Here is a 20324-nt window from a genome sequence, read left to right on the forward strand (position 1 = left end):
GAACACCCCACAGAAACAAAGGATCAAGCGATGAAGGCCGCCGTCATCGTGTTTCCGGGCCTCAACCGCGACCGCGACATGATCGCGGCGTTGACCAAGATCGGGGGCAGCAAGCCCGCCATCGTCTGGCATCAGGACGCCGATATTCCCGATGCCGACCTGATCGTCATTCCCGGCGGCTTCTCCTATGGCGATTACCTGCGCTGCGGCGCCATCGCGGCCCGCTCGCCGATCATGGACAAGCTGCGCGAGCGTGCCGCCCAGGGCGTCAAGGTGCTGGGCGTCTGCAACGGCTTCCAGATCCTGATCGAGGCCGGCCTGCTGCCCGGCGCGCTGATGCGCAACATGTCGCTGAAATTCGTCTGCCGCGAAGTGAAGCTCGAAGTGGTCAATGCCGACACCGATTTCACGCGCGGCTATGCCAAGGGCCAGATCATCCGCTGCCCGGTCGCCCATCACGATGGCAATTACTTCGCCGATGCCGAAACGCTCAAGCGCATCGAGGGCGAGGGCCGCGTGGCCTTCCGCTATGCCGAAGGCACCAATCCCAACGGCTCGATCAACGACATTGCCGGCATTTTCAACGAGAACAAGAACGTGCTCGGCCTGATGCCACACCCCGAAAACCTCATCGAGGCAGCCCATGGCGGCGAGGACGGGCGCGCCCTGTTCGCCGCCGCGCTCCAGCAGGTGGCGTAACCCCAATATGGCCCTGCAGCGCGCTCTGACCTGGACCGGCCTGCTGCTCGGCAGCGCCGGCCTGGTGCTGCAATTTTCCATCTCGATGCAGGACATGCTCGCCCATGGGCGGGACCTGCCCGGCGCCCTGGGCGCCTTTTTCTCCTATTACACGATCCTCACCAATATCGCGCTGGTCCTGGTCTATCTGTCGGACGCGACCGGCTGGCACTGGCTGAGCCTATTCCGCCGGCCGCTGGTGCGCGGTCTGGTGGCGGCCAATATCGCGCTGGTCGGCCTCTATGTCTTTTTCGTGCTGCGCTTTCTCAGCGATCTCGAAGGGCTGTTCGCCGTGGCGGATATCATCCTCCACTATGTCTGCCCGCTGGTTTACCTGGCCTGGTGGAGCGCCACGCAGCGCCACGGCCAGTTGCACTGGGCCGACCTGCCCCTGATGCTGGTGCCGACCTTCATCTACTTCCTCTACGCCATGGCGCGCGGCGCCTGGGTGCAGGAATATCCCTATCCCATCCTCAATGCGATCGATCTCGGCTATGGCCAGGTCGCCGCCAACGCCGTCTATATGACGGTGTTCCTGGCGGTGCTGGCCGTGCTGGTGATCGCCGCCGACCACTTCCTTGCCCGCCTTTCCCGGACACCAGCCCAATGACCCTGCGCAACGACATCGCCATCACCCCCGACCTGGTCGCCAGCCACGGCCTCAAGCCGGATGAATACCAGAAGATTCTCGACCTGATCGGGCGGGAGCCGACCTATACCGAGCTGGGCATTTTCTCGGCGATGTGGAACGAGCACTGCTCCTACAAGAGCTCCAAGAAATGGCTGCGCACCCTGCCGACCAAGGGGCCGCGCGTCATCCAGGGGCCGGGCGAGAATGCCGGCGTCGTCGATATCGGCGACGGACAGGCCGTGGTGTTCAAGATGGAATCGCACAACCATCCGAGCTTCATCGAGCCCTATCAGGGCGCCGCGACCGGCGTGGGCGGCATCCTGCGCGACGTCTTCACCATGGGCGCTCGCCCCGTCGCCGCCATGAACGCGCTGCGCTTCGGCGCGCCCGACCATGAAAAGACCCGCCACCTGGTCTCCGGCGTCGTCGCCGGCGTCGGCGGCTACGGCAATTCCTTCGGCGTGCCCACCGTGGGCGGCGAGGTCGAGTTCGACGCGCGCTATAACGGCAATATCCTGGTCAACGCCTTCGCGGCCGGGCTCGCCGATACAGACAAGATTTTCTATTCCAAGGCCGAAGGCGTCGGCCTGCCCGTCGTCTATCTCGGCGCCAAGACCGGTCGCGACGGCGTCGGCGGGGCCACCATGGCCTCGGCCGAGTTCGGCGACGATATCGAGGAAAAGCGCCCCACCGTGCAGGTCGGCGACCCCTTCACCGAAAAGCGCCTGCTGGAAGCCTGCCTTGAGCTGATGGCCACCGGCGCCGTCATCGCCATTCAGGACATGGGCGCGGCGGGCCTCACCTGCTCGGCCGTCGAAATGGGCGCCAAGGGCGATCTCGGCATCGAGCTCGATCTCGATAAGGTGCCGGTGCGCGAAGAGCGCATGACCGCCTATGAGATGATGCTGTCGGAAAGCCAGGAGCGCATGCTCATGGTGCTGCATCCTGAAAAGGAAGCGGAAGCCCGCGCCGTGTTCGAGAAATGGGAGCTGGACTTCGCCACCGTCGGCAAGACCACCGACGACCTGCGTTTCCGCGTCCTCTGGCAGGGCGAGGAAGTCGCCAATCTACCGATCAAGGAATTGGGCGACGAAGCTCCCGAATATGACCGCCCCTGGACCGAGCCGGTCATTCCCGCCGCGCTGGACAGGAGCGACGTGCCGCAGATGGACGTGGCCGAAGCGCTGCTGGCGCTGATCGGCGGGCATCATTGTTCCTCGCGTCGCTGGGTCTACGAGCAATACGACACCCTGATCCAGGGCAATTCCATGCAGCGCCCAGGCGGCGATGCCGGCGTCATCCGCGTCGAGGGCGCCGAGACCAAGGGCCTGGCCTTCACCTCGGACGTGAACCCACGCTATTGCGAGGCCAACCCCTTCGAGGGCGGCAAGCAGGCCGTGGCCGAAGCCTGGCGCAACCTGACCGCGACCGGCGCCGAGCCGCTGGCCGCCACCGACAACCTCAATTTCGGCAATCCCGAACGCCCCGAAATCATGGGCCAGTTCGTAAAAGCCGTCGAAGGTATCGGCGAAGCCTGCCGGGTGCTGGAATTCCCCATCGTCTCGGGCAATGTCAGCCTCTACAACGAAACCAATGGCCGCGGCATCCTGCCGACCCCCACCATCGGGGGCGTCGGCCTCCTGCCCGAATGGAACAGAAGCGTCGGCATCGGCTTCGTGGCCGAGAACCAGCCCATCCTGCTGATCGGCGGCCCGGCCGAGCGCGGCATGCATCTGGGCCAGTCGATCTATCTGCGCGACCTGTTCGACCGCCGCGACGGCGATGCGCCCCATGTCGATCTCGCCGCCGAAAAGAAGACCGGCGATTTCGTGCGCAAGCTGATCCGCTCCGGCGTCGTCACCGCCTGCCACGACCTCTCCGATGGCGGCCTCGGCGTCGCCCTGGCCGAGATGGCCATTACCGGCGGCATCGGCGCGAGCGTGACCGATGTGGAGGGCAATGACCCGATCCTCACCTTCTTCGGCGAGGACCAGGGCCGCTACCTCGTGACCCTCAACCTCGACCCGCAGGGCGAGGAGATCGCGGCACTGTGGAAGGAAGCCGAAGCGCTCGGCATCTTCGCGCCCTGGATCGGCACGACGGGAAGCAATGCGCTGACGCTCGGCGCCGCAACATCAATCCCGGTGGCCACGTTGACCGCCGCATATGAGAACTGGTTCCCCAGCTATATGAACGGCTAGGCCGGCATTTGCCGCCCCTCGCCTTATGTTCGCCTTTCTTTGGAGCGCTTTGCTCCGGGAAAGGCGTCGCGGAACAGGAGCGGACGATGAAACACAAGCGCGTGTTGGCCATCTTGGCGGGTTTCGGCCTGGCGCTGACGCCGATCATGGCGGCGGCCCAGGAAATCAACATCACGCGCTCCGTGCTCACCGACCTGCCCTATACGCTGATCTATCCGGCCCCGATGGTGGCCAGCGGCGGCGGCGATGCGCCGCTGATCATCAATCATCCCGATGCGCCGCTGCAATGCGACATGCGCGTGGTGCCGGTCGAGGATACGGACTGGTCGGTGCAAACGGCGCTCTCCGCCCTGGACGACGCCGAAATCGCCTCGGCGTGGGCCGAAACGCTGCCGGGCTTCACCGTCACCAGCAAGGGAACATCGTCCTATCAGGACGCCGAAGCCCTGACCTATGAAGGCACCAGCACGGATTCGGCCATGGGCATGCCGCTGACCCTGGTGCATACCGAAGCGGTATCGTCCGGCCGGGGCTATGCGCTCGACTGCATGTATGCCGCCGACCAGGCGGCGCAGGCCCGGCCGCTGGTCGATTTCATCATCGCCAATTTCGCCACCCGCTCGGATGCCGATTGCTGCGTGGGCGCTACCCTGGTCCCCGAGGAAGAACCCGCCGCGCAATAGCTGTTCCCGCGCCACTCCGCATTCTCCCCTTCACCGCGGTTGAAGCGGCCCGACCCGCATGCCATATCAGGGGCATGCGCCGGACGATCTCGGCAATGGACAAACGGGGAGACAGAACATGGCTATGGACGCCAATGAAATCGAGCGCCGCATCAAGGCCGCCCTGCCCGATGCCCGGATCGAAATCCGCGATCTGGCCGGCGACGGCGATCATTACGCGGCGACGGTGATTTCCGAAGCCTTCCGCGGCAAATCCCGCGTGCAGCAGCACCAGCTCGTCTATGCCGCCTTGCAGGGCGACATGGGCGGCGCCCTCCACGCCCTGGCCTTGCAGACCAACGTTCCGGACTGATGCCCGGCCTGCGCGATTCCCTCGATCTCATCCGCATGGTCCGGCCCGAAGCGGGTACGGCGGCCCTCGAACATGAGATCATGGCCGAACGCGCCAGTTCGCTCAATGCGGCGGAAGCGCGGGTGAAAAAGGCCGTGGCGGGACTGGCCAGCGGCGCAGATCGCCAGCACTGGCTGGAGGAGGCACGACAGGCCGTGTGGGCCTATTTCGTGCAGCGCGAATTGATCGGCTTCCGCCGCCATCATGAGGTGATTCAAGACCTCAATATCCCCAGCGAAGTGCTTGCCGGGCTTGGCGCATCCCCAGCCAAGGGCAAATGAGCGGCATGCCGAACCAAAAGCCGAAAATATGACCCGTGCCGTTTTCTTTGATGTCGACGGCGTGCTGATCAACGGAATTCACGCCCGCCCCGAATTGAGCCGCCGCTGGGATCAAAACCTGCTGGTCGACATGGGCATCGATCCGGAGCGCTTCACCAAGGAATTTATCTTCGACATTTTCGTCAAGAAGGTCTCGGTGGGCGAAATGTCGGTCATGGAGGCCTTGGAACGCCGGCTGCCCTCGCTCGGCTATCACGGCTCCCCCGTTGTTTTTCACCATTATTGGCTGCTCAACGATAGCGAGCTCAATCGGCCGCTGCTTGATGCCATCCGTATTCTCAAGGGTAGGGATGACATTAGGCTCTACATCGCCACCAATCAGGAACATCTGCGCGCAAGCTGGCTCTGGAGCCATCTGGGCCTGCATGATCTGTTCGACGACATGTTCTATTCCGCCCGGATCGGTGCGCGCAAACCGGACAAGGCCTTCTTCGACTTCGCCATAAGAAAGATTGGCCCGCAGGCCGAACCGCCTCTCTTCTTCGACGATACACCCAAAGTGGTCGAAGGCGCCCGTGCGGCAGGCTGGGAAGCGATGCAATTCGACACCATGGATGATTTTTCGAGCCATCCCTGGATAGCGGAACGGCTTTTTTCGCCGACACAGTAACAATCATCGGCGCTTGCCGATGCTCATCTCGACAGCACGGCCCGCCTGCCCTATTTAGAGACAAACGCACCGGCCCTTGACACCGGCATTCCGAAAGGCTCCGCCATGACCGATATCAACGCCTTCATCGACGACCAGGTGAAGAACAACGACGTGTTCCTGTTCATGAAGGGCACCCCGGATTTCCCGCAATGCGGTTTTTCCGGCCAGGTCGTCCAAATTCTGAACTATCTCGGCGTCGAATTCGGCAGCGCCAATGTGCTGGAAAGCGAAGAACTGCGCGACGGGATCAAGGCCTATACCAATTGGCCGACCATTCCCCAGCTCTACGTGAAGGGTGAATTCGTCGGCGGCGCCGACATTACCCGCGAAATGTTCCAGTCCGGCGAATTGCAGACCCATTTCGAACAGGCCGGCATCGCCGTCAAGCAGAGCGCCTGATCGCCTGAATCCGAATTTGAAGGCCCTGTCCTAACCCGGCGGGGCCTTTTGCTTTTTCAGCGTTTCGAGCGCCGCCGCGAACCGGGGCTCCTGCTGCAATCTCGCCAAGGCCCAATGGTGGGCCAGCCAGCCGGGCTCACCCTGCCAGCCATTGCGCGCCAACCGTTCCACGGCATCGAGCGCCTTGCCGGTTTCGCCCGCTTCGGCCCAGGCACAGGCGGCGTGAAAACCCAGCCAGACGATCTCCGCCTCCCCGGCCTCGAAATGCCGCGCGAACTGGCGGCAGGGTGGCTCGTCCAGATCGCCTGCATTTTCGGCAGGAAGCGAGGCGCTATAGGCCAGCGCTTGCACCGGCGGCGCATCGGCAAAGCGCCGGGCAATGGCCACCGAGCCGCGATTGGAGGCATGGCAATGCCAGCCGATCCGCGAAATGCCCTGCGCCCGGGCCGCGTCCAGCACCGTCTTGACCAATAAGGTACCAAGCCCCCTGCACCGATATTTGGGATGGACCCAAAGGCCGATTTCGGCGCGCGCCCCGATGACGAGATCGGGCAGGCAGCGCCCGATTTCCATTTCGCCATCGAAAAGCCGGTGGCCGATCGCATCGGCATCGGCGCTTAGCGTGAGCTCTGTCGGCAATATTACGGGCAGGTCCGCCGGCTTGAGGCTGAACACCAGGCGCGGATGCGCCAGCATGGCCCGGTTCGGCAGCGCGGCGCTGACATCGGCACCGGGCGGGACATGCAGATAGACCCAGTCATCGAGCAAATCCGCTATTGCAGCGGCGACAGCGTCGGCGGGCTTCCCCAGGAGATAGCTGCCTTCGGGCCCTTCGATGATCGCCACAGCCGGCCGCGCGGCATCATCCACCCAGACCGCGCCTGCCGCCACACCGGCCAGGACCGCTGCGATACTGGCATGAATTTCCGCCATGCCGGCGGCCAGCGCCGCGACGGACTCGAACTGGCTGGCGGCAAGCTGGCGCATAGTCTTCATCCCGTTTGAATATCGGCGGCGTAGCGCTGGTCCCGCAGGGGGCGGACGCGGCGGGTGGCTTCGGCGTAATTGGGGTGCTGCTTATAGGCATCGAAAGCGGCGCGATCGGCGAATTCGGCATAGACCACGACGTCGACCGCATTGCCGTAAAGATCGACCTTGCTGTTGCGGCGCACCTCGAAGGCCAGGCTATGCGGGATTTCGGCCAGGAGGGACAGGCCCTCGCAAATGGCATCGACCTTGTCCGGGGACTTGGCGGTGAAAAAGACGATATGGCGGATCAATAGAGGCTCCTGAACTGGCGTCTCTGTCCACGCCTTTGCCGCAGAGGTCAACCCATCACCAATGCTGATGGAAGCCATTCCGTTTTATCGTTTTGCGTGATGGCGGGACGCGGCCTATGCTGGTGCGCCTGCCGGAGAATCCTCCCATGTCCACCGCCATCCGTCCCTCTGTCCCGCTTCCGCTGGTCATCATCGCGGGCTGCATCATTGCGGCCATCGGCTTCGGCACCCGCGGCTCGTTCGGGCTCTTCACCCTGCCGGTGACTGAGGATCTCGGACTCAGCCGCGAGCAATGGGGCATGGCCATGGCCATCCAGAACCTGGTCTGGGGCCTCGCCCAGCCCTTTGCCGGCGGCATGGCCGACCGCTACGGCACCGGGCGCGTGCTCGCCCTGGGCGGCATCGTCTATGCCGCGGGCGTGCTCGGCATGGCGTTTTCGCCCGATACGCTGACTATGACGCTGACCGCCGGCGTGGTCACCGGCGTCGGCATCGCCATTGCTTCCTTCGGCGTCGTCATGGCCGCCTTCGGCCGCGTCGTGCCGGCGGAAAAGCGCAGCTTCGTCTTCGGCATCGCCACGGCGGCCTCCTCGGCCGGCCAGTTCATCTTCGCCCCGCTGGGCCAGGGCTTCATCAATGCCTTCGGCTGGCAGATGGCGCTGGTGTGGATCGCCATGCTGCTGCTGCTGATCATCCCATTGTCGGCGGCCCTGCGCGGCCGCGCCGAGTCGGTGCCCGGCGAGGCCGACCTGCCCTTCATGCAGGCCCTGTCGCGCGCCTGGGGCTACGGCTCCTACCGGCTGCTGGTCATCGGCTTTTTCGTCTGCGGCTTCCACCTGGCCTTCATCAATGTCCATATGCCGGCCTATCTGGTGCAATGCGGCCTTTCCCCGGAAGTGGGCTCCTGGACCATTGCGGTGATCGGGCTGTTCAACATTGCCGGCTCGCTCCTGTCCGGCTGGCTGGGCAGCCGGCTGCCCAAGCAATTGCTGCTGGCCCTGATCTATTTCCTGCGCGCCATCGCCATTGGTGCCTTCCTGTTGTTTCCGGTGAGCGAAATCACCGCCTATGCCTTCGCGGCGGCCATGGGCCTGCTCTGGCTGTCCACCGTGCCGCTGACCGCCGGCCTGGTCAGCCTGTTCTTCGGGCCGCGCTATATGGGCATGCTCTATGGCATCGCCTTTCTCAGCCACCAGATCGGCTCCTTTGTCGGCGTCTGGCTGGGCGGCTATGTCTATGACCTCACCGGGGCCTATGACCTGGTCTGGTATCTGGGCATCATCCTGGGCCTTGCCTCTGCGGCCATTCACATCCCGATCAACGAACGCACCGATTCCAGCTTCGCGCTCAAGGCGGCATGATTCCTCCATCGGTTGATGCCGATTGAAGACTTGCCAAATCCGGTCATGAAGTTCATGGTCCGACCATTCCTCCCGGTCGCCGTCGTCGCGGCCATGACGAGTTTCAGACATGTCCGATCACTTTTCGCGGGTTCTTTCCCGCCCTGAATTCATTGCCCTCATCGCCGCCCTGATGGCGGTCAATGCCCTGGCCATCGACGTCATGCTCCCCGCCCTGCCCTATATGGGCGAAGCGCTGGGCATTTCGAACGAGAACGAACGGCAATTCGTCGTCAGCGCCTATATGCTCGGCATGGGTATCGCCGTCCTGGCCTTCGGCCCGCTGACCGACCGTTTCGGCCGCCGCGCGCCATTGCTCATTGGTGTCGGCATCTATGTCGTCGCGGCCATCGTCGCGGCCTTCGCGCCCAATTTCACCATCCTGCTGGTGCTGCGCTTCATCCAGGGCATGGGCGCGGCCAGCGTGCGCGTCATCTCCACCGCCGTCGTGCGCGACCGCTATTCAGGCCGCGAAATGGCCGAGGTCATGTCGCTGACCTTCATGGTCTTCATGGCCATTCCCATCATCGCGCCCGGCATCGGCCAGGTGCTGCTGCTCACCGGTCCCTGGCAATCCATCTTCATTTTCATGGGGCTATTGGCCCTGGCCCTGTGGATCTGGACCTATATGCGCCTGCCCGAAACGCTGCCCCTGGACCAGCGCCGCCCGCTGAGCCTCAGCGGCATCCTGGGCAGCTTCCGCATCGTCTTCACCAATCGCGTGGCGATCTTCTACGGCCTGGCCGGCATGTTCCTGTTCGGGGCGCTGTTCGGCTTCATCACCTCGGCCCAGCAGATCTATGTCGATATCTATGGGCTGGGCGTCTATTTCCCCGTGGCCTTCGCGGCCATGGCGGGCCTGATGGCGGTGTCCTCGTTCACCAATTCCCGCGTGGTCAGGCGCTTCGGCATGCGCCGCCTGTCGCATGGGGCGATGCTGGCCTTCACCTTGTTTGCCGGGATCTGGCTGGTGCTGGCCGTGAACGACATGCTGCCGCTCTGGCTGTTCTTCAGCCTGCTCGCCATCATCATGTTCTGCTTCGGCTGGTCGTCGGCCAACATGAATTCGCTGTCCATGGAACCACTTGGCAATGTCGCGGGCACCGCCGCATCGGTCTTCGGCTTCATCCAGACCGTGGGCGGCGCCCTGATCGGCTCCTATACCGGCCAGCATTTCGATGGCACGACCGTACCCACGGCCATGGGCTATTTCATCACCGGCGCCTTGGCCCTGATCTGCATTCTGATTGCCGAAAAAGGCCGGCTTTTCGGCGTTGGCGAGCAGTATAGCAAGCCTGATTCAGCGCCGGTGATGGACGCGCACTAGGCGCTATTGCCCCGTCGGTCCCGGCAATTCGAGCTGGGACCGGTCGCTATAGACATGATCCACAAGGCCCCAGCTGCGGGCTTCCTCGGGCGACATGTAGCGATCTCGCTCCAGGGCGGCCTCGACCTCCTCATAGGTGCGGCCGCAATGCCTGGCGTAGAGATTATTGGTGCGCCGCTTGAGGCGCAGGCTCTCCTCGGCATGGATCATGATGTCGGTGACCTGGCCCTGATAGCCGCCCGAGGGCTGGTGTAACATTATGGAAACATTGGGCAAACTGGCGCGCATCCCCGGCGCGCCGGCCGCCAGCAGCAGCGTCGCCGCCGAGGCGGCCAGCCCCATGCACAGGGTTCCGACCGGAGCCTTGATGAATTGCATCGTATCGTAGATGGCGAGACCGGCCGTGACCACGCCGCCGGGCGAATTGATGTACAAGTATATGGGTTTGCTGGGATTTTCTGCTTCGAGGAACAGCAGTTGGGCGCTGACCAGGCTGGCCATGTTGTCCTCGATCTGGCCATTGAGGAAGATGATCCGCTCCCGCAGCAGGCGGGAATAGATGTCGAAGGCGCGTTCGCCGCGGCTGGAATTCTCCACGACCATAGGGACGAGTTGCATCATGTCGCGCATCGGCGACCTCCTGTGATTTCAAGGTGTTAGGGAAAGGCTTAGGCGGCGCGCAGCATGGTGGGCGCCACATCATTGCTGTTGGCCGCCGCCGGAATGACGAGCGGCGCATGGGTCAGCCGGAAGCCGGTGCCGCCATTTTCGTGCGGGGTCAGCTCGATTGTCACGAGGCTCTCCTCGTCTCGCTCTTTCCAGCGATAGGTCAGCAGACTGTTAACGCTGACTGCCTCCAGACAGAGGCTAACGTCATCCGGCTTCCGCAACCAGCGATCGCGATATTCGGGGATGGTCAGCGCCCGCCAGATTTTCTCCGGCGGCGCATCGAGAACGGTCTCGAAAACCAGTTCGCTCTCGGCGTCGCTCATTGGTCCATCTCCCTGAGCAGGTCTTTGAGATTGTCGATGCGGCTGGGCCAGAAATCGCGATAGCGGCCGAGCCAATCGTGCAGCGGCGCGAAACCGTCGCGCGCGATGCGGTAATGGCTGTAGCGGCCCTCGCGGCGCTCGCTGATCAGCCCCGCCCCGCGCAGCACCGCCAGATGCTGCGACATGGCCGGCTGGGTAATGGCAAAGCCGGCCCGCAGATCGGTGGCATTCATCTCGGCGCCGGCGAGGCGCTCGAGAATGGCGCGGCGGGTCGGATCGGCCAGGGCCCTGAAGATTTCGGTCTCGCTCATGAAAGTCAGATAAGCATAGACTTATGAGTCGTGGCAAGGGGGGCGGCATGAGCCAGCCGGTGAGCGCGCCGGGTAAGAGCCCTCGGGTCAAGCCCGAGGGTGACGACCTGTGTGGGGGTGAGTGCGCGAGCCGGTGGATGGGTGAGGGCGCGGCCGGTGGGTGGCTGGGGCGCGAAGGCCCCTGCCCGGCTAGATCGCGAACACTTCGCGGCGCAGTTCGGTCCAGCTTGCCTGGTCGGGAGCGACCAGCAGGCCGCCGCCCAGATCGCCGGGGCGATAGGGCGAGCCGTCGAACTTGGCGACATGGGCGCCGGCCTCGCGCATCATCAGGGCGCCGGCCACGTGATCCCAGGGCATGAGCTTGCCATAGGCGAGAAAATGCACATTGCCGCCGGCGGCGAAGCGATATTCGTGCCCGGCGCAACGATAATTGGCGCTCATCTTCACCTTGGCCAGATTGCCGAGGATGGTGCGGCGCTGCTCGAGCGGGAAGAAGGCCGTCGAGGCCAGGCCGCCCATTTCGGCCAGCGGCACCGGATCGGCATATTTCATGCGGATGCGGCGGCCATCGGGAAAGACCTGCCAGGTGCCGCAGCCCTTTTCCGCCATGAGGAAATCGTCGCCCATGGGATCGTAGATGACGCCGGCCACCGGCTCGCCATTCTGCACCACGGCCGCCATGACCGCGAATAGCGGCAGGCCGCCGGCGAAATTGGCCGTGCCGTCGACCGGATCGACATAGATGACGATCCGGTCCTCGAGGCTCGAGTCCAGGAGGCGCGGATTGGCGGCGACGGCTTCCTCGCCAATGACCAGAATATCGGGGGAATGATCGCGGATCGCCGCAGTGATGACCCGCTCGGCATTGGTGTCGGCCTCGGTGACCAGGTCGAAGGCGCCGGTCTTGGTCTGGATCATGCCCTCGTCGAGCCGCCGGAAGCGCGGCACGATCTCCTGCTTGGCGGCCTGCTTGAGGATGGCGGCCAGGCGGTCGATATTCATGCGTCTATTCCTTCGGCTGGATGGAGAGGCCCGCGAAATCGAAGAGGCGCGGGTCGAGCATATGGCTCGGATTGATATTGCCCAAAGCGCGGATCATCACGTCCTTGCGGCCGGGCATGGCTTTTTCCATGTCGGTCAGCATGGCCTTGGTGACATTGCGCTGCAAGCCGTCCTGGCTGCCGCAGAGGTCACAGGGAATGATGGGGAAAGCCATGGCATCGGAAAAGCGCTGCAAATCTTCCTCGGCGCAATAGATCAGCGGCCGCAGCACTTCGAGATCGCCCTCGTCATTGACCAGCTTGGGCGGCATGGCGGCCAGCTTGCCGCCATGGAAGAGGTTCATGAAGAAGGTTTCGAGGCTGTCGTCACGATGATGGCCCAGGACCAGCGCAGAGCAGCCCTCCTCCCGCGCGATGCGATAGAGATTGCCGCGCCGCAGCCGCGAGCAGAGCGAGCAATAGGTGGCGCCGGCCGGCAGCTTGTCGGTGACGATCGAATAGGTGTCCTGATATTCGATGCGGTGCTCGATGCCGAGCCCGGTGAGAAATTCGGGCAGGATATGCTTGGGAAAATTCGGTTGGCCCTGATCGAGATTGCAGGCCAGCAATTCGACCGGCAGGAGGCCCCGCCATTTGAGATCGAGCAGGAGCGCCAGCAGGCCATAGGAATCCTTGCCGCCGGACAGCGCGATCAGCCATTTCTCGCCCGGCCGCACCATGGCGAACTTGTCCAGCGCCTCGCGGACGTTGCGAATGAGACGCTTGCGCAGCTTGTTGAACTCGACCGAACGCGGCGCATTGGCAAAAATGGGATGCGCGCCGGAGGCATCGGCCTCGTCTTCCGGCATGGCGGGGGTTTCCATCGCCGCACTCATGGCAAAACTCTCGTTTGATCGGTCGGCTAGCTGATAACGCCGTTGGGCGGCGATGGAAAGCCAAAGCGTTACAGCACAATCTTACCAAAGCTTAAGTTGTCGTCCTTGTTTTCTCCGCTTTACGGCAGTTAGATCGGGCCTCCTTCCGACACCCTGGAGCATGCGGTGTTTCGCTCTTTCTTCCCCAATCCCAAAGTGTTTTTCACGGCCGCGCTCGCCTGGACGGCCATCGCCATCGCGATCTGGTTCACCATAGGCCCCGCGCTTGCCAATCTGATCAGCCTTGGCCCCGTAATCGGGCAGGCACCCACCGAGGCCGATCCGGATGTGTTCCTGACGCCGGACCGGGTCTGGCTCTACCAATATGTCATCATGGCCGGATATCTGTTCTGCATCCCCTGGTACTGGCTGGGGGACAATCGGCGCTGGTATTGGTGGTCGGTCGTGGGCAGCGTCACCATCGTGGAAGTGGTGTTCTTCGACGTGCAGGCCAGCGCGTGGATGAATGCCTGGTATGGCGAATTCTACAACATGTTCCAGGGGGCGCTGCAAAATCCCGGCAGCGTTTCGCTGGAAACCATCTATGGCGAATTGTCCACCGTGCTGATCGTGCTGCTGCCGCGCATCGCCATCCTGGTGCTGAACGCCTTCTTCATCGCCCATTACCTGTTCCGCTGGCGGCGGGCGATGACCTTCTTCTACATGAGCCATTGGCCCCGCCTGCGCGGGGTGGAAGGCGCCTCCCAGCGTATCCAGGAAGATACCCAGCGCTTCGCCAATATCGTCGAGGGACTGGCCGTGTCCCTGGTCGGCTCGATCATGACGCTGCTGGTCTTCCTGCCGCTGCTCTGGCAGCTATCGCAGAACATCACGGAATTGCCGCTGATCGGCCCCGTCAACGGGAGCCTGGTCTGGGTGGCGCTGATGTCGGCCATGGCCGGCACGCTGCTGCTGGGCCTGGTCGGCATCAAGCTGCCGGGCCTGGAATTCCAGAACCAGCGCGTGGAAGCCGCGTTCCGCAAGGAACTGGTCTATGGCGAAGACCATCACGAAAGAGCCCGCCCGCTCGACACCAAGGAATTCTTCCTCGGCGTGCAGCGCAATTATTTCCGGCTCTATGGGCACTATCTCTACTTCAACGTAGCGCGCTACGTTTACCTCCAAGGCGCCAATTTCGTGCCGCTGATCGCCATGTCGCCCTCCATCGCCGCCGGCGCGCTGACCTTCGGCCTGTTCCAGCAGGTCAGCAATGCCTTCGACCAGGTGGACAGCTCCTTCCGCTTCCTGGCCAATTCCTGGACCACGATCATCTCGCTGATCTCGGTCTATAAGCGCTTGCGCACCTTCGAGGCCAATATTCCGCCCGACGCGATCTCCGGTGTCGATTACGACGACCCGCGCTATGTCGCCACCGATGCGGAATTCGAGCCCCTGCCTACGGATCGCGACCAAGGCAAGGAGGGGGTGCCGGCAGGGCTGTAAAAGCGCCTCCGCCTCCAAGCATCGCATCGCCCTCGGGTCAAGCCCGAGGGTGACGAGCGGTGGGTGGGGTGGGGTGGGGTGAGGCTGGAAGGGTAAGTTCCCCCACCGGGTCATTCCCGCGAAGGCGGGAACCGCTGTTTGAAACGGAGGTCCCCGCTTGCGCGGGGATGACATGGTGCGAACTCCAGCACCGAGTGCTCTCGTGAACCGCTCTAGCGGAACGTCACATAGCCCTCGGGGCTGATGGGCCATTGCGGGTTCCAGGCGATTTCCCAGGCGTGGTCGTCGGGATCGGCGACATAGCCGCGATAGCCGCCATGGGGCGGTGCGTCGGCGGGGCGCAGCAGGGTGCCGCCGGCGGCGAGGAGTTGCTGCATGAGCGGGGCGACCTCTTCCTGGCTGCGCACATTATGCGCCAGCGCATAGGCGCCCGGACTGACGAGGCCGGAACGCCCCATATCGGTTTCCAGCGCCGATTTGAGGAAGAGACCGAGCACGAAACCATTCATCTGGTAGAAGATGATTTCCGGATTCTCGAAGACAGGCTTCCAGCCGAAGCCATTGAGATAAAAGCGCTTTGCGCGATCGAGATCGGTGCTGCCGAGTGTGAGAACGGCCATTTGCTGTTGCATGGATCCATTACCTTTGGTTCGCCGCGCACCATGCGCGGTCGATAAAGGCCACGGGACTCACTGCCCAGGGGCAAGGCCAGGACCCGCCTGCGCGGGGGCCGGGCTAACCGCACCGACCTCTCCTTTTCTGACAGCGGGATTGTACCCATTCCGGCCGCAGCGCGCAAACAAAAGGGCCGCTCCGAAGAGCGGCCCTTTGCAATTCTTCCGGGTCGGTTCGCTTAGCGCGAGTAGAATTCGACGACCAGGTTCGGTTCCATCTGGACCGGATAGGGCACGTCCGACAGAGCGGGCACGCGCACATAGGTGGCGACCTGCTTGTTGTGGTCGACTTCGACGTAATCGGGAACGTCACGCTCGGCCAGCTGGTTGGCTTCCAGAACCACGGTCAGCTGCTTGGAGCGCTCGCGCACTTCGATCTTGTCGCCGATCTTGACCTGGTAGGACGGGATGTTGACGCGCTTGCCGTTGACGAGCACGTGGCCATGGGACACGAACTGGCGGGCGGCAAAGACGGTCGGCACGAACTTGGCGCGGTAGACGATGGCGTCCAGGCGCGATTCGAGCAGGCCGATCAGGTTTTCACCGGTATCGCCCTTGCGGCGGTTGGCTTCGTCATAGAGACGGCGGAAGCCCTTCTCGGTGATCGAGCCGTAATAGCCCTTGAGCTTCTGCTTGGCGCGCAGCTGCAGACCATAGTCCGAGAGCTTGCCCTTGCGGCGCTGGCCATGCTGGCCGGGGCCATAGGCACGGGCATTGAGCGGGGACTTCGGACGGCCCCAGATGTTTTCGCCAAGGCGGCGGTCAATCTTGTACTTCGCGGAATGACGCTTCGACATCGCGTATCCTTCTTCAAACGTTGAACGGATCGCGCCCTCCTCTGCCCCGCTTTCGCGAGGCCGACAGACTCCCAACAGAGAATCCCGGGTGCGCCTATGGGCCCGAAGGCCGGAATAGGTGGGCGCGTCTTAGAGGCGGAGCGCCGGAGAGTCAAGCGCGGCGGCGCTTTCTCTTGACTTTCAGGCCATCCGGTCCAAAATCAGGCCAATCGGTCTATTTTTGGAATGCCATGTCTTTCATCGAGGAACAGCGGCGGCGGCAGATCATCGACGCCACGATCAGCGTGCTGGCCCGCCATGGCGTCGCGCAGACCTCGCTGTCGCGCATCGCGGCCGAGGCCGGCATTTCCAAGAGCGTCATCTCCTATCATTTCGACGGCAAGGCGGAAATCTTCCGCCAGCTCTTCGCCACGATCGGTGCGCGGATCGAGGCGGCCATCCTGCCCGAGATCGAGCGGGCCGAGGACAGCTGGGGGCGCATCGCGGCCTATATCGGCGGCCAATTGGCCTATATGGAGGCCCACCGCGAGGAATTGCTGGCCATTGCCCATATCGCGCTCAGCCATGTCGGCACCGGCGCGGCGCCCGATTACATCGCCCGTGTCGAGATCGAGGAGCACGAGCTGCTGCGCGACTGGCTGAAGGAGGGCCAGGCCGATGGCAGCTTCACCACCTTCGACGCCGATGCAATGGCCACCACCATTGCCGGCGCCATCGAGGGCACGCTGAGCCGCTGGGCCAATGACCCGCGGACCGATCTCGATCTTTTCGCCGCCGAGCTGATCGCCCTGTTCGGCCGCGCGGTGCGGGCGGGCGGCCATGGCTGAGCCCGCCGGCCCGGCCCCACGCCTGTTCGCGCCGCCGCTGCTGGTGCTGGCGCTGATGGGCCTCGTGCTCATCCTCACGGGCCGGGGCGTGGAACTGGGGCCATGGGTGGCGTCGGCGGCATTGCTGGCCGGATTGACGCTGCTGGCCTTCCTGCCGCTCGCGGCCATCGGCGCGCGAGGCGAACGGGAGCGCTGGATTGCCATTGCGCTGGTAGCGCTGGTCTATGCGCTCAACCTTTTCGTGCTGACCCTGCCCCGCTTCGGACCCTTTGCCGGGCTGGACTGGAACTGGCAGGGCAAAACGCTGGATCTGGTCTGGATGCTGGGCGTCATCGCGCTGCTCGCGCCGGCGCAAAGGCGGGCAATCGGCTGGACCTGGCAGGTCCGGCCCGGAACGCTGGCCATTGCCGCCGTCAATATCGCCATTCTCGCCCTGGCCGGCTTCCTGCTGGCGGGCGTGGCGCCGGGCCGCATGGCGGGCGGGCTGAGCCTCGAACGGGTGCTGTTCGATCTGTCCCACGCCAATCTGGTGGAAGAAATCGCCTTTCGCGGCTTCATGCTGGCGCTGCTGGACCGGGTCTTCGCGCGGCATTGGGCTTTCGGCGGCACCAGGATCGGCTGGGGCGTGGTGCTGACCGCCTGGCTGTTCGGGCTGGTCCATGGCATCACCTTTACAGACGGGGTGCTGGGCTTCGATCCCGTCTGGCTGAGTTTCGCCTTCGTCATGGGACTGGTGCTGGGCTGGATCCGCACGCTGACCGGCAGCCTCTGGCCGGCCTTTCTCGCCCATACCGCCCCCGAGGCCGGCATGCTCGCCGCCCTGGCCCTGCCCTGAACCGGAATTCGCCCATGCCCCAATCCATCATCATCCGCATCTGCCTGGTCTGGATGGCGCTGCTGGCGCTCTTTGCCGGCAAGACGCAATTGGCGGTGCTGCTGTTCGGGCCCGAATACGATCTCGCCCGGCATATGTTCATGGCCGTGCTGAGCAGCCTGCTCGTGGTGCCCTTCATCATCATGGTGCAGCGCCTGGTGGACAGGAAGCCGTTTGCCGAACTCGGCCTGGCGCTCGATCTCTCGGCGCTGAAGCCGCTGCTGGTGGGGATTCTGGCCTGGTCCGGACCCTTCCTCGTCGGTCTTGGCATCTGCCTGGCCCTGGGCCTCGTGGACATCCGCCCGCTGGCTTCATGGGGCGACATTCTCGCCTTCGTGCCGCTGCTGATCCTGCTGGTCTTCCTGCTCGAAGCGCTGCCGGAGGAATTGGGGTTTCGCGGCTATCTGCAGACCAATCTGGGCCGGCTGCTGCAACCCTGGCTGGCGGTGACGGTCCAGGCGAGCCTGTTCGGCTCCTGGGGCGTGGCGCTCTGGCTCATCTCCGCTGGCGGCATCGATGTGATGCATGCCTCCATGTTCTATGTGATGGCCGCCGTGCTGGGCGCGGTGCGGATCATTACCGGCTCGCTCTGGAGCACGATCGGCATTCACCTGGCCTTCCAGACCACGGCGCAATTGCTGATGCATGCCGAGCGCGGCCATTTCGCCATCGAAGGCCTGTTCTGGCTGCAGGTCATCGCGCTCGGCGTGGTGCCCTTCTCGCTGGTCATCCCCATCGTCGAGCACTTCTACCGCGACAAGGTCAACTGGAGCGCAAAGCCGGTTTAGGCCATCCTCTTGTCGAGGCTGCGCTGGTGGAGCAGTTCGGGGAATAACCGTGCCCAGGCGCCGGCGATGATCATGGCACCGACGCCACCCATGATCGCCGCCGGAACCGGCCCGAACAGGTGGGCCACGGTGCCGGCGCGGAAATCGCCCAATTCGTTGGACGCGCCGACAAAGACGGAATTGACCGCATTGACGCGCCCGCGCACCGCCTCGGGCGTCCAGAGCTGCATGATGGTCTCGCGGATGGTGACGCTGACCATGTCGGCGGCCCCGACCAGCGCCAGGGCGGCCATGGAGAGCCAGACATTGGTGGAGAGGCCGAAGATGACGGTGAAGGCACCGAAAAGCGCCACGAACAGGAACAGCAGCTTGCCCGCATGGTCGCGCACCGGATGGCGCATCAGCCAAAACGCCATGACCAGCGCGCCGATGCCCGGCGCGGCGCGCAGCAGGCCCAGCTCTTCCGGCCCGGCATTGAGGATATCCTTGGCATAGATCGGCATCAAAGCCACCGCACCGCCGGCCATGACGGCGAACATGTCGAGCGACATCGCGCCCAGGACGACGCGGTTGGAAAAGATGTAGCGGAAACCGCCGAGCAGGGTTTCGAGGCTCTTGGCCTGCGCCTGCCGCAATTGGGCCGGGCGCGGAATGAGCGATACCATGATCACGGCAACCAGGATCAGCCCGGCGGCCACCCCGAAGGCGGTTTCGGCGGAAATGCCATAGAGCAGGCCACCGGCGGCCGGCCCCATGATCGAGGCGAATTGCCAGGCCGAGGCATTGGCGGTGATGGCATTGGCCAGGGCCTGCGGCGGCACGATATTGGGCGCCAGCGATTGCGCCGCCGGCCCCCAGAAGGCGCGGGCCGTGCCCAGGAGGAACAGAATGGCGAAGATGGGCCAGATCTGGTCGGCATCGGCATTGGCGAGCAGGAAAAAGCCCAGGGCGCAGGCAGCCTCGACCAGAAGACAGATCCGCATGATGCCGCGACGGCTGAAGCGGTCGGCGGTGAGCCCGGTGACCAGGATCAGCAGCAGAGCCGGCGCGAAGAGGCAGAGGCCCACCACGCCGAGCAGAAAGGCATTGCCGGTGACGTCATAAACCTGCCAGGCCACCGACACCGCCATGATCTGCACGGCGAAGCTGACGAACAGGGTGGTGAGCCAGAAAAAGCGGAAGCCGCGATAGTGAAAGGCGTATTTGGACGGTTCGGCGGAGGCGGGAGTGCTCATGATGCCCTGCCATCGCATTTCGGCGATGGGCGGTCAAAGGGGATTTGGGGCCGAGTATCGGCGAGCCTGGCATGCGCGTGAAGCATCGGCTCTTTCCCCACCCTCCCCCTTTGAGGGGAGGGTAGCGCAGCTTAGCCGCTGGCTTAGCGGAGCTGGGCGGGGGTGAGGCGGTTCCGACGAGCGGCGGCGCCTGACGACGGCGCCCCCCTCCCGAGCGCCGCTAGGGTCCTTTGGACCCAAGCTTTGCTTGCCCTCCCCGCAAGGGGGAGGGTGGCGGTGGGGCCGTGATTCCAGCTCAATGTGGACTGCTTTAAGGGCATCTAAGCCAAGCTGGATCGTCACCCTCGGGCTTGACCCGAGGGTTCTTTGTCTCGGGTGTATCGCAAACGCCCTCGGGTCGAACCCGAGGGTGACGAGCGGTGGGT

Annotated in this window: 24 protein-coding genes; 14 read left to right on the forward strand and 10 right to left on the reverse strand. The window is 64.0% G+C overall.

What is annotated here, in order from left to right; genetic code table 11:
• Window positions 1–30 precede the first annotated feature (30 nt).
• The 8 genes from purQ to grxD all read left to right on the forward strand — a co-directional run bounded on the left by purQ (window position 31) and on the right by grxD (window position 6036).
• Window positions 31–699 carry a phosphoribosylformylglycinamidine synthase subunit PurQ gene (gene purQ / locus A3840_RS05025; protein WP_067452854.1) on the forward strand — a complete coding sequence of 223 codons (669 nt, stop codon included), beginning with the start codon at window positions 31–33 and terminating at the stop codon, window positions 697–699.
• Between the two features lie 7 nt (window positions 700–706).
• Complete coding sequence (locus A3840_RS05030) at window positions 707–1348, forward strand: Pr6Pr family membrane protein (protein WP_082903665.1); 642 nt, start codon at window positions 707–709, stop codon at window positions 1346–1348.
• The gene (gene purL / locus A3840_RS05035) at window positions 1345–3570 is read left to right on the forward strand and encodes a phosphoribosylformylglycinamidine synthase subunit PurL (RefSeq protein WP_067452856.1); all 2226 of its coding nucleotides are present in this window, start codon (window positions 1345–1347) and stop codon (window positions 3568–3570) included. Before A3840_RS05030 ends, purL begins: the two co-directional genes overlap by 4 nt.
• An 86-nt stretch (window positions 3571–3656) precedes the next feature.
• Window positions 3657–4253 (forward strand): hypothetical protein, encoded by a 597-nt coding sequence (locus A3840_RS05040; protein ID WP_067452859.1) that lies wholly within the window; start codon window positions 3657–3659, stop codon window positions 4251–4253.
• A 118-nt stretch (window positions 4254–4371) separates the two neighbouring features.
• Window positions 4372–4605 (forward strand): BolA family protein, encoded by a 234-nt coding sequence (locus A3840_RS05045; RefSeq protein WP_067453053.1) that lies wholly within the window; start codon window positions 4372–4374, stop codon window positions 4603–4605.
• Window positions 4605–4925: a DUF6665 family protein gene (locus A3840_RS05050; RefSeq protein WP_245676550.1), complete on the forward strand. Its 321-nt coding sequence runs from the start codon at window positions 4605–4607 to the stop codon at window positions 4923–4925. The genes A3840_RS05045 and A3840_RS05050 overlap by 1 nt, the downstream gene beginning before the upstream one ends.
• Window positions 4897–5595: an HAD-IA family hydrolase gene (locus A3840_RS05055; protein ID WP_131798253.1), complete on the forward strand. Its 699-nt coding sequence runs from the start codon at window positions 4897–4899 to the stop codon at window positions 5593–5595. The genes A3840_RS05050 and A3840_RS05055 overlap by 29 nt, the downstream gene beginning before the upstream one ends.
• A gap of 105 nt (window positions 5596–5700) precedes the next feature.
• Window positions 5701–6036, forward strand: a complete 336-nt coding sequence (gene grxD / locus A3840_RS05060; protein WP_067452865.1) for a Grx4 family monothiol glutaredoxin — start codon at window positions 5701–5703, stop codon at window positions 6034–6036.
• Between the two features lie 30 nt (window positions 6037–6066).
• Here grxD and A3840_RS05065 read toward each other — a convergent pair whose 3' ends face one another.
• Complete coding sequence (locus A3840_RS05065) at window positions 6067–7023, reverse strand: GNAT family N-acetyltransferase (protein WP_165603124.1); 957 nt, start codon at window positions 7021–7023, stop codon at window positions 6067–6069.
• A gap of 5 nt (window positions 7024–7028) precedes the next feature.
• Window positions 7029–7316, reverse strand: a complete 288-nt coding sequence (locus A3840_RS05070; RefSeq protein WP_067452871.1) for a Dabb family protein — start codon at window positions 7314–7316, stop codon at window positions 7029–7031.
• 146 nt (window positions 7317–7462) lie between these two features.
• Between A3840_RS05070 and A3840_RS05075 the strand changes: the two genes are divergently transcribed.
• On the forward strand, window positions 7463–8677 hold the full coding sequence (locus A3840_RS05075) for an MFS transporter (protein WP_067453058.1): 1215 nt from the start codon (window positions 7463–7465) through the stop codon (window positions 8675–8677).
• Window positions 8678–8786: 109 nt separating this feature from the next.
• Window positions 8787–10043: a multidrug effflux MFS transporter gene (locus A3840_RS05080; protein WP_067452874.1), complete on the forward strand. Its 1257-nt coding sequence runs from the start codon at window positions 8787–8789 to the stop codon at window positions 10041–10043.
• Window positions 10044–10046: 3 nt separating this feature from the next.
• Here A3840_RS05080 and A3840_RS05085 read toward each other — a convergent pair whose 3' ends face one another.
• From A3840_RS05085 to ttcA, 5 genes are all read right to left on the reverse strand, one after another.
• Window positions 10047–10673, reverse strand: a complete 627-nt coding sequence (locus A3840_RS05085) for an ATP-dependent Clp protease proteolytic subunit (protein ID WP_067452877.1) — start codon at window positions 10671–10673, stop codon at window positions 10047–10049.
• A gap of 38 nt (window positions 10674–10711) precedes the next feature.
• Window positions 10712–11035, reverse strand: a complete 324-nt coding sequence (locus A3840_RS05090; protein ID WP_067452880.1) for an SRPBCC family protein — start codon at window positions 11033–11035, stop codon at window positions 10712–10714.
• Window positions 11032–11346 carry an ArsR/SmtB family transcription factor gene (locus tag A3840_RS05095; RefSeq protein ID WP_067452883.1) on the reverse strand — a complete coding sequence of 105 codons (315 nt, stop codon included), beginning with the start codon at window positions 11344–11346 and terminating at the stop codon, window positions 11032–11034. Before A3840_RS05095 ends, A3840_RS05090 begins: the two co-directional genes overlap by 4 nt.
• Before the next feature lie 189 nt (window positions 11347–11535).
• Window positions 11536–12348 carry an inositol monophosphatase family protein gene (locus tag A3840_RS05100; protein ID WP_067452885.1) on the reverse strand — a complete coding sequence of 271 codons (813 nt, stop codon included), beginning with the start codon at window positions 12346–12348 and terminating at the stop codon, window positions 11536–11538.
• A 4-nt stretch (window positions 12349–12352) separates the two neighbouring features.
• The gene (gene ttcA, locus A3840_RS05105; RefSeq protein ID WP_425388837.1) at window positions 12353–13210 is read right to left on the reverse strand and encodes a tRNA 2-thiocytidine(32) synthetase TtcA; all 858 of its coding nucleotides are present in this window, start codon (window positions 13208–13210) and stop codon (window positions 12353–12355) included.
• 177 nt (window positions 13211–13387) lie between these two features.
• Here ttcA and sbmA point away from each other — a divergent pair, with 177 nt between their 5' ends.
• Window positions 13388–14704, forward strand: a complete 1317-nt coding sequence (gene sbmA / locus A3840_RS05110; protein ID WP_067452891.1) for a peptide antibiotic transporter SbmA — start codon at window positions 13388–13390, stop codon at window positions 14702–14704.
• Between the two features lie 212 nt (window positions 14705–14916).
• Here the strand turns inward: sbmA and A3840_RS05115 are convergent, their stop codons facing one another.
• Window positions 14917–15336, reverse strand: a complete 420-nt coding sequence (locus A3840_RS05115) for a VOC family protein (protein WP_067452894.1) — start codon at window positions 15334–15336, stop codon at window positions 14917–14919.
• 221 nt (window positions 15337–15557) lie between these two features.
• Window positions 15558–16175, reverse strand: a complete 618-nt coding sequence (gene rpsD, locus A3840_RS05120; RefSeq protein WP_067452897.1) for a 30S ribosomal protein S4 — start codon at window positions 16173–16175, stop codon at window positions 15558–15560.
• Between the two features lie 230 nt (window positions 16176–16405).
• On the opposite strand from rpsD, the gene A3840_RS05125 reads away from it, so the two are divergent.
• The 3 genes from A3840_RS05125 to A3840_RS05135 are packed head-to-tail and all read left to right on the forward strand — an operon-like array spanning window position 16406 to window position 18664.
• Window positions 16406–17002 (forward strand): TetR/AcrR family transcriptional regulator, encoded by a 597-nt coding sequence (locus A3840_RS05125; RefSeq protein WP_067452900.1) that lies wholly within the window; start codon window positions 16406–16408, stop codon window positions 17000–17002.
• On the forward strand, window positions 16995–17837 hold the full coding sequence (locus A3840_RS05130) for a CPBP family intramembrane glutamic endopeptidase (RefSeq protein ID WP_067452903.1): 843 nt from the start codon (window positions 16995–16997) through the stop codon (window positions 17835–17837). The genes A3840_RS05125 and A3840_RS05130 overlap by 8 nt, the downstream gene beginning before the upstream one ends.
• A 14-nt stretch (window positions 17838–17851) precedes the next feature.
• Entirely contained in the window at window positions 17852–18664 is an 813-nt protein-coding gene (locus A3840_RS05135; protein ID WP_067452906.1) for a CPBP family intramembrane glutamic endopeptidase, read from the forward strand.
• Here A3840_RS05135 and A3840_RS05140 read toward each other — a convergent pair.
• Window positions 18661–19899, reverse strand: coding sequence for an MFS transporter (locus tag A3840_RS05140; RefSeq protein WP_067453061.1), 1239 nt, complete (start codon window positions 19897–19899; stop codon window positions 18661–18663). The two genes, A3840_RS05135 and A3840_RS05140, sit on opposite strands and share 4 nt — an antisense overlap.
• Between the last annotated feature and the right edge of the window lie 425 nt (window positions 19900–20324).

It is taken from the genome of Devosia elaeis (genome assembly GCF_001650025.1).
In the GTDB taxonomy this organism is placed as follows: Bacteria; Pseudomonadota; Alphaproteobacteria; order Rhizobiales; family Devosiaceae; genus Devosia; species Devosia elaeis.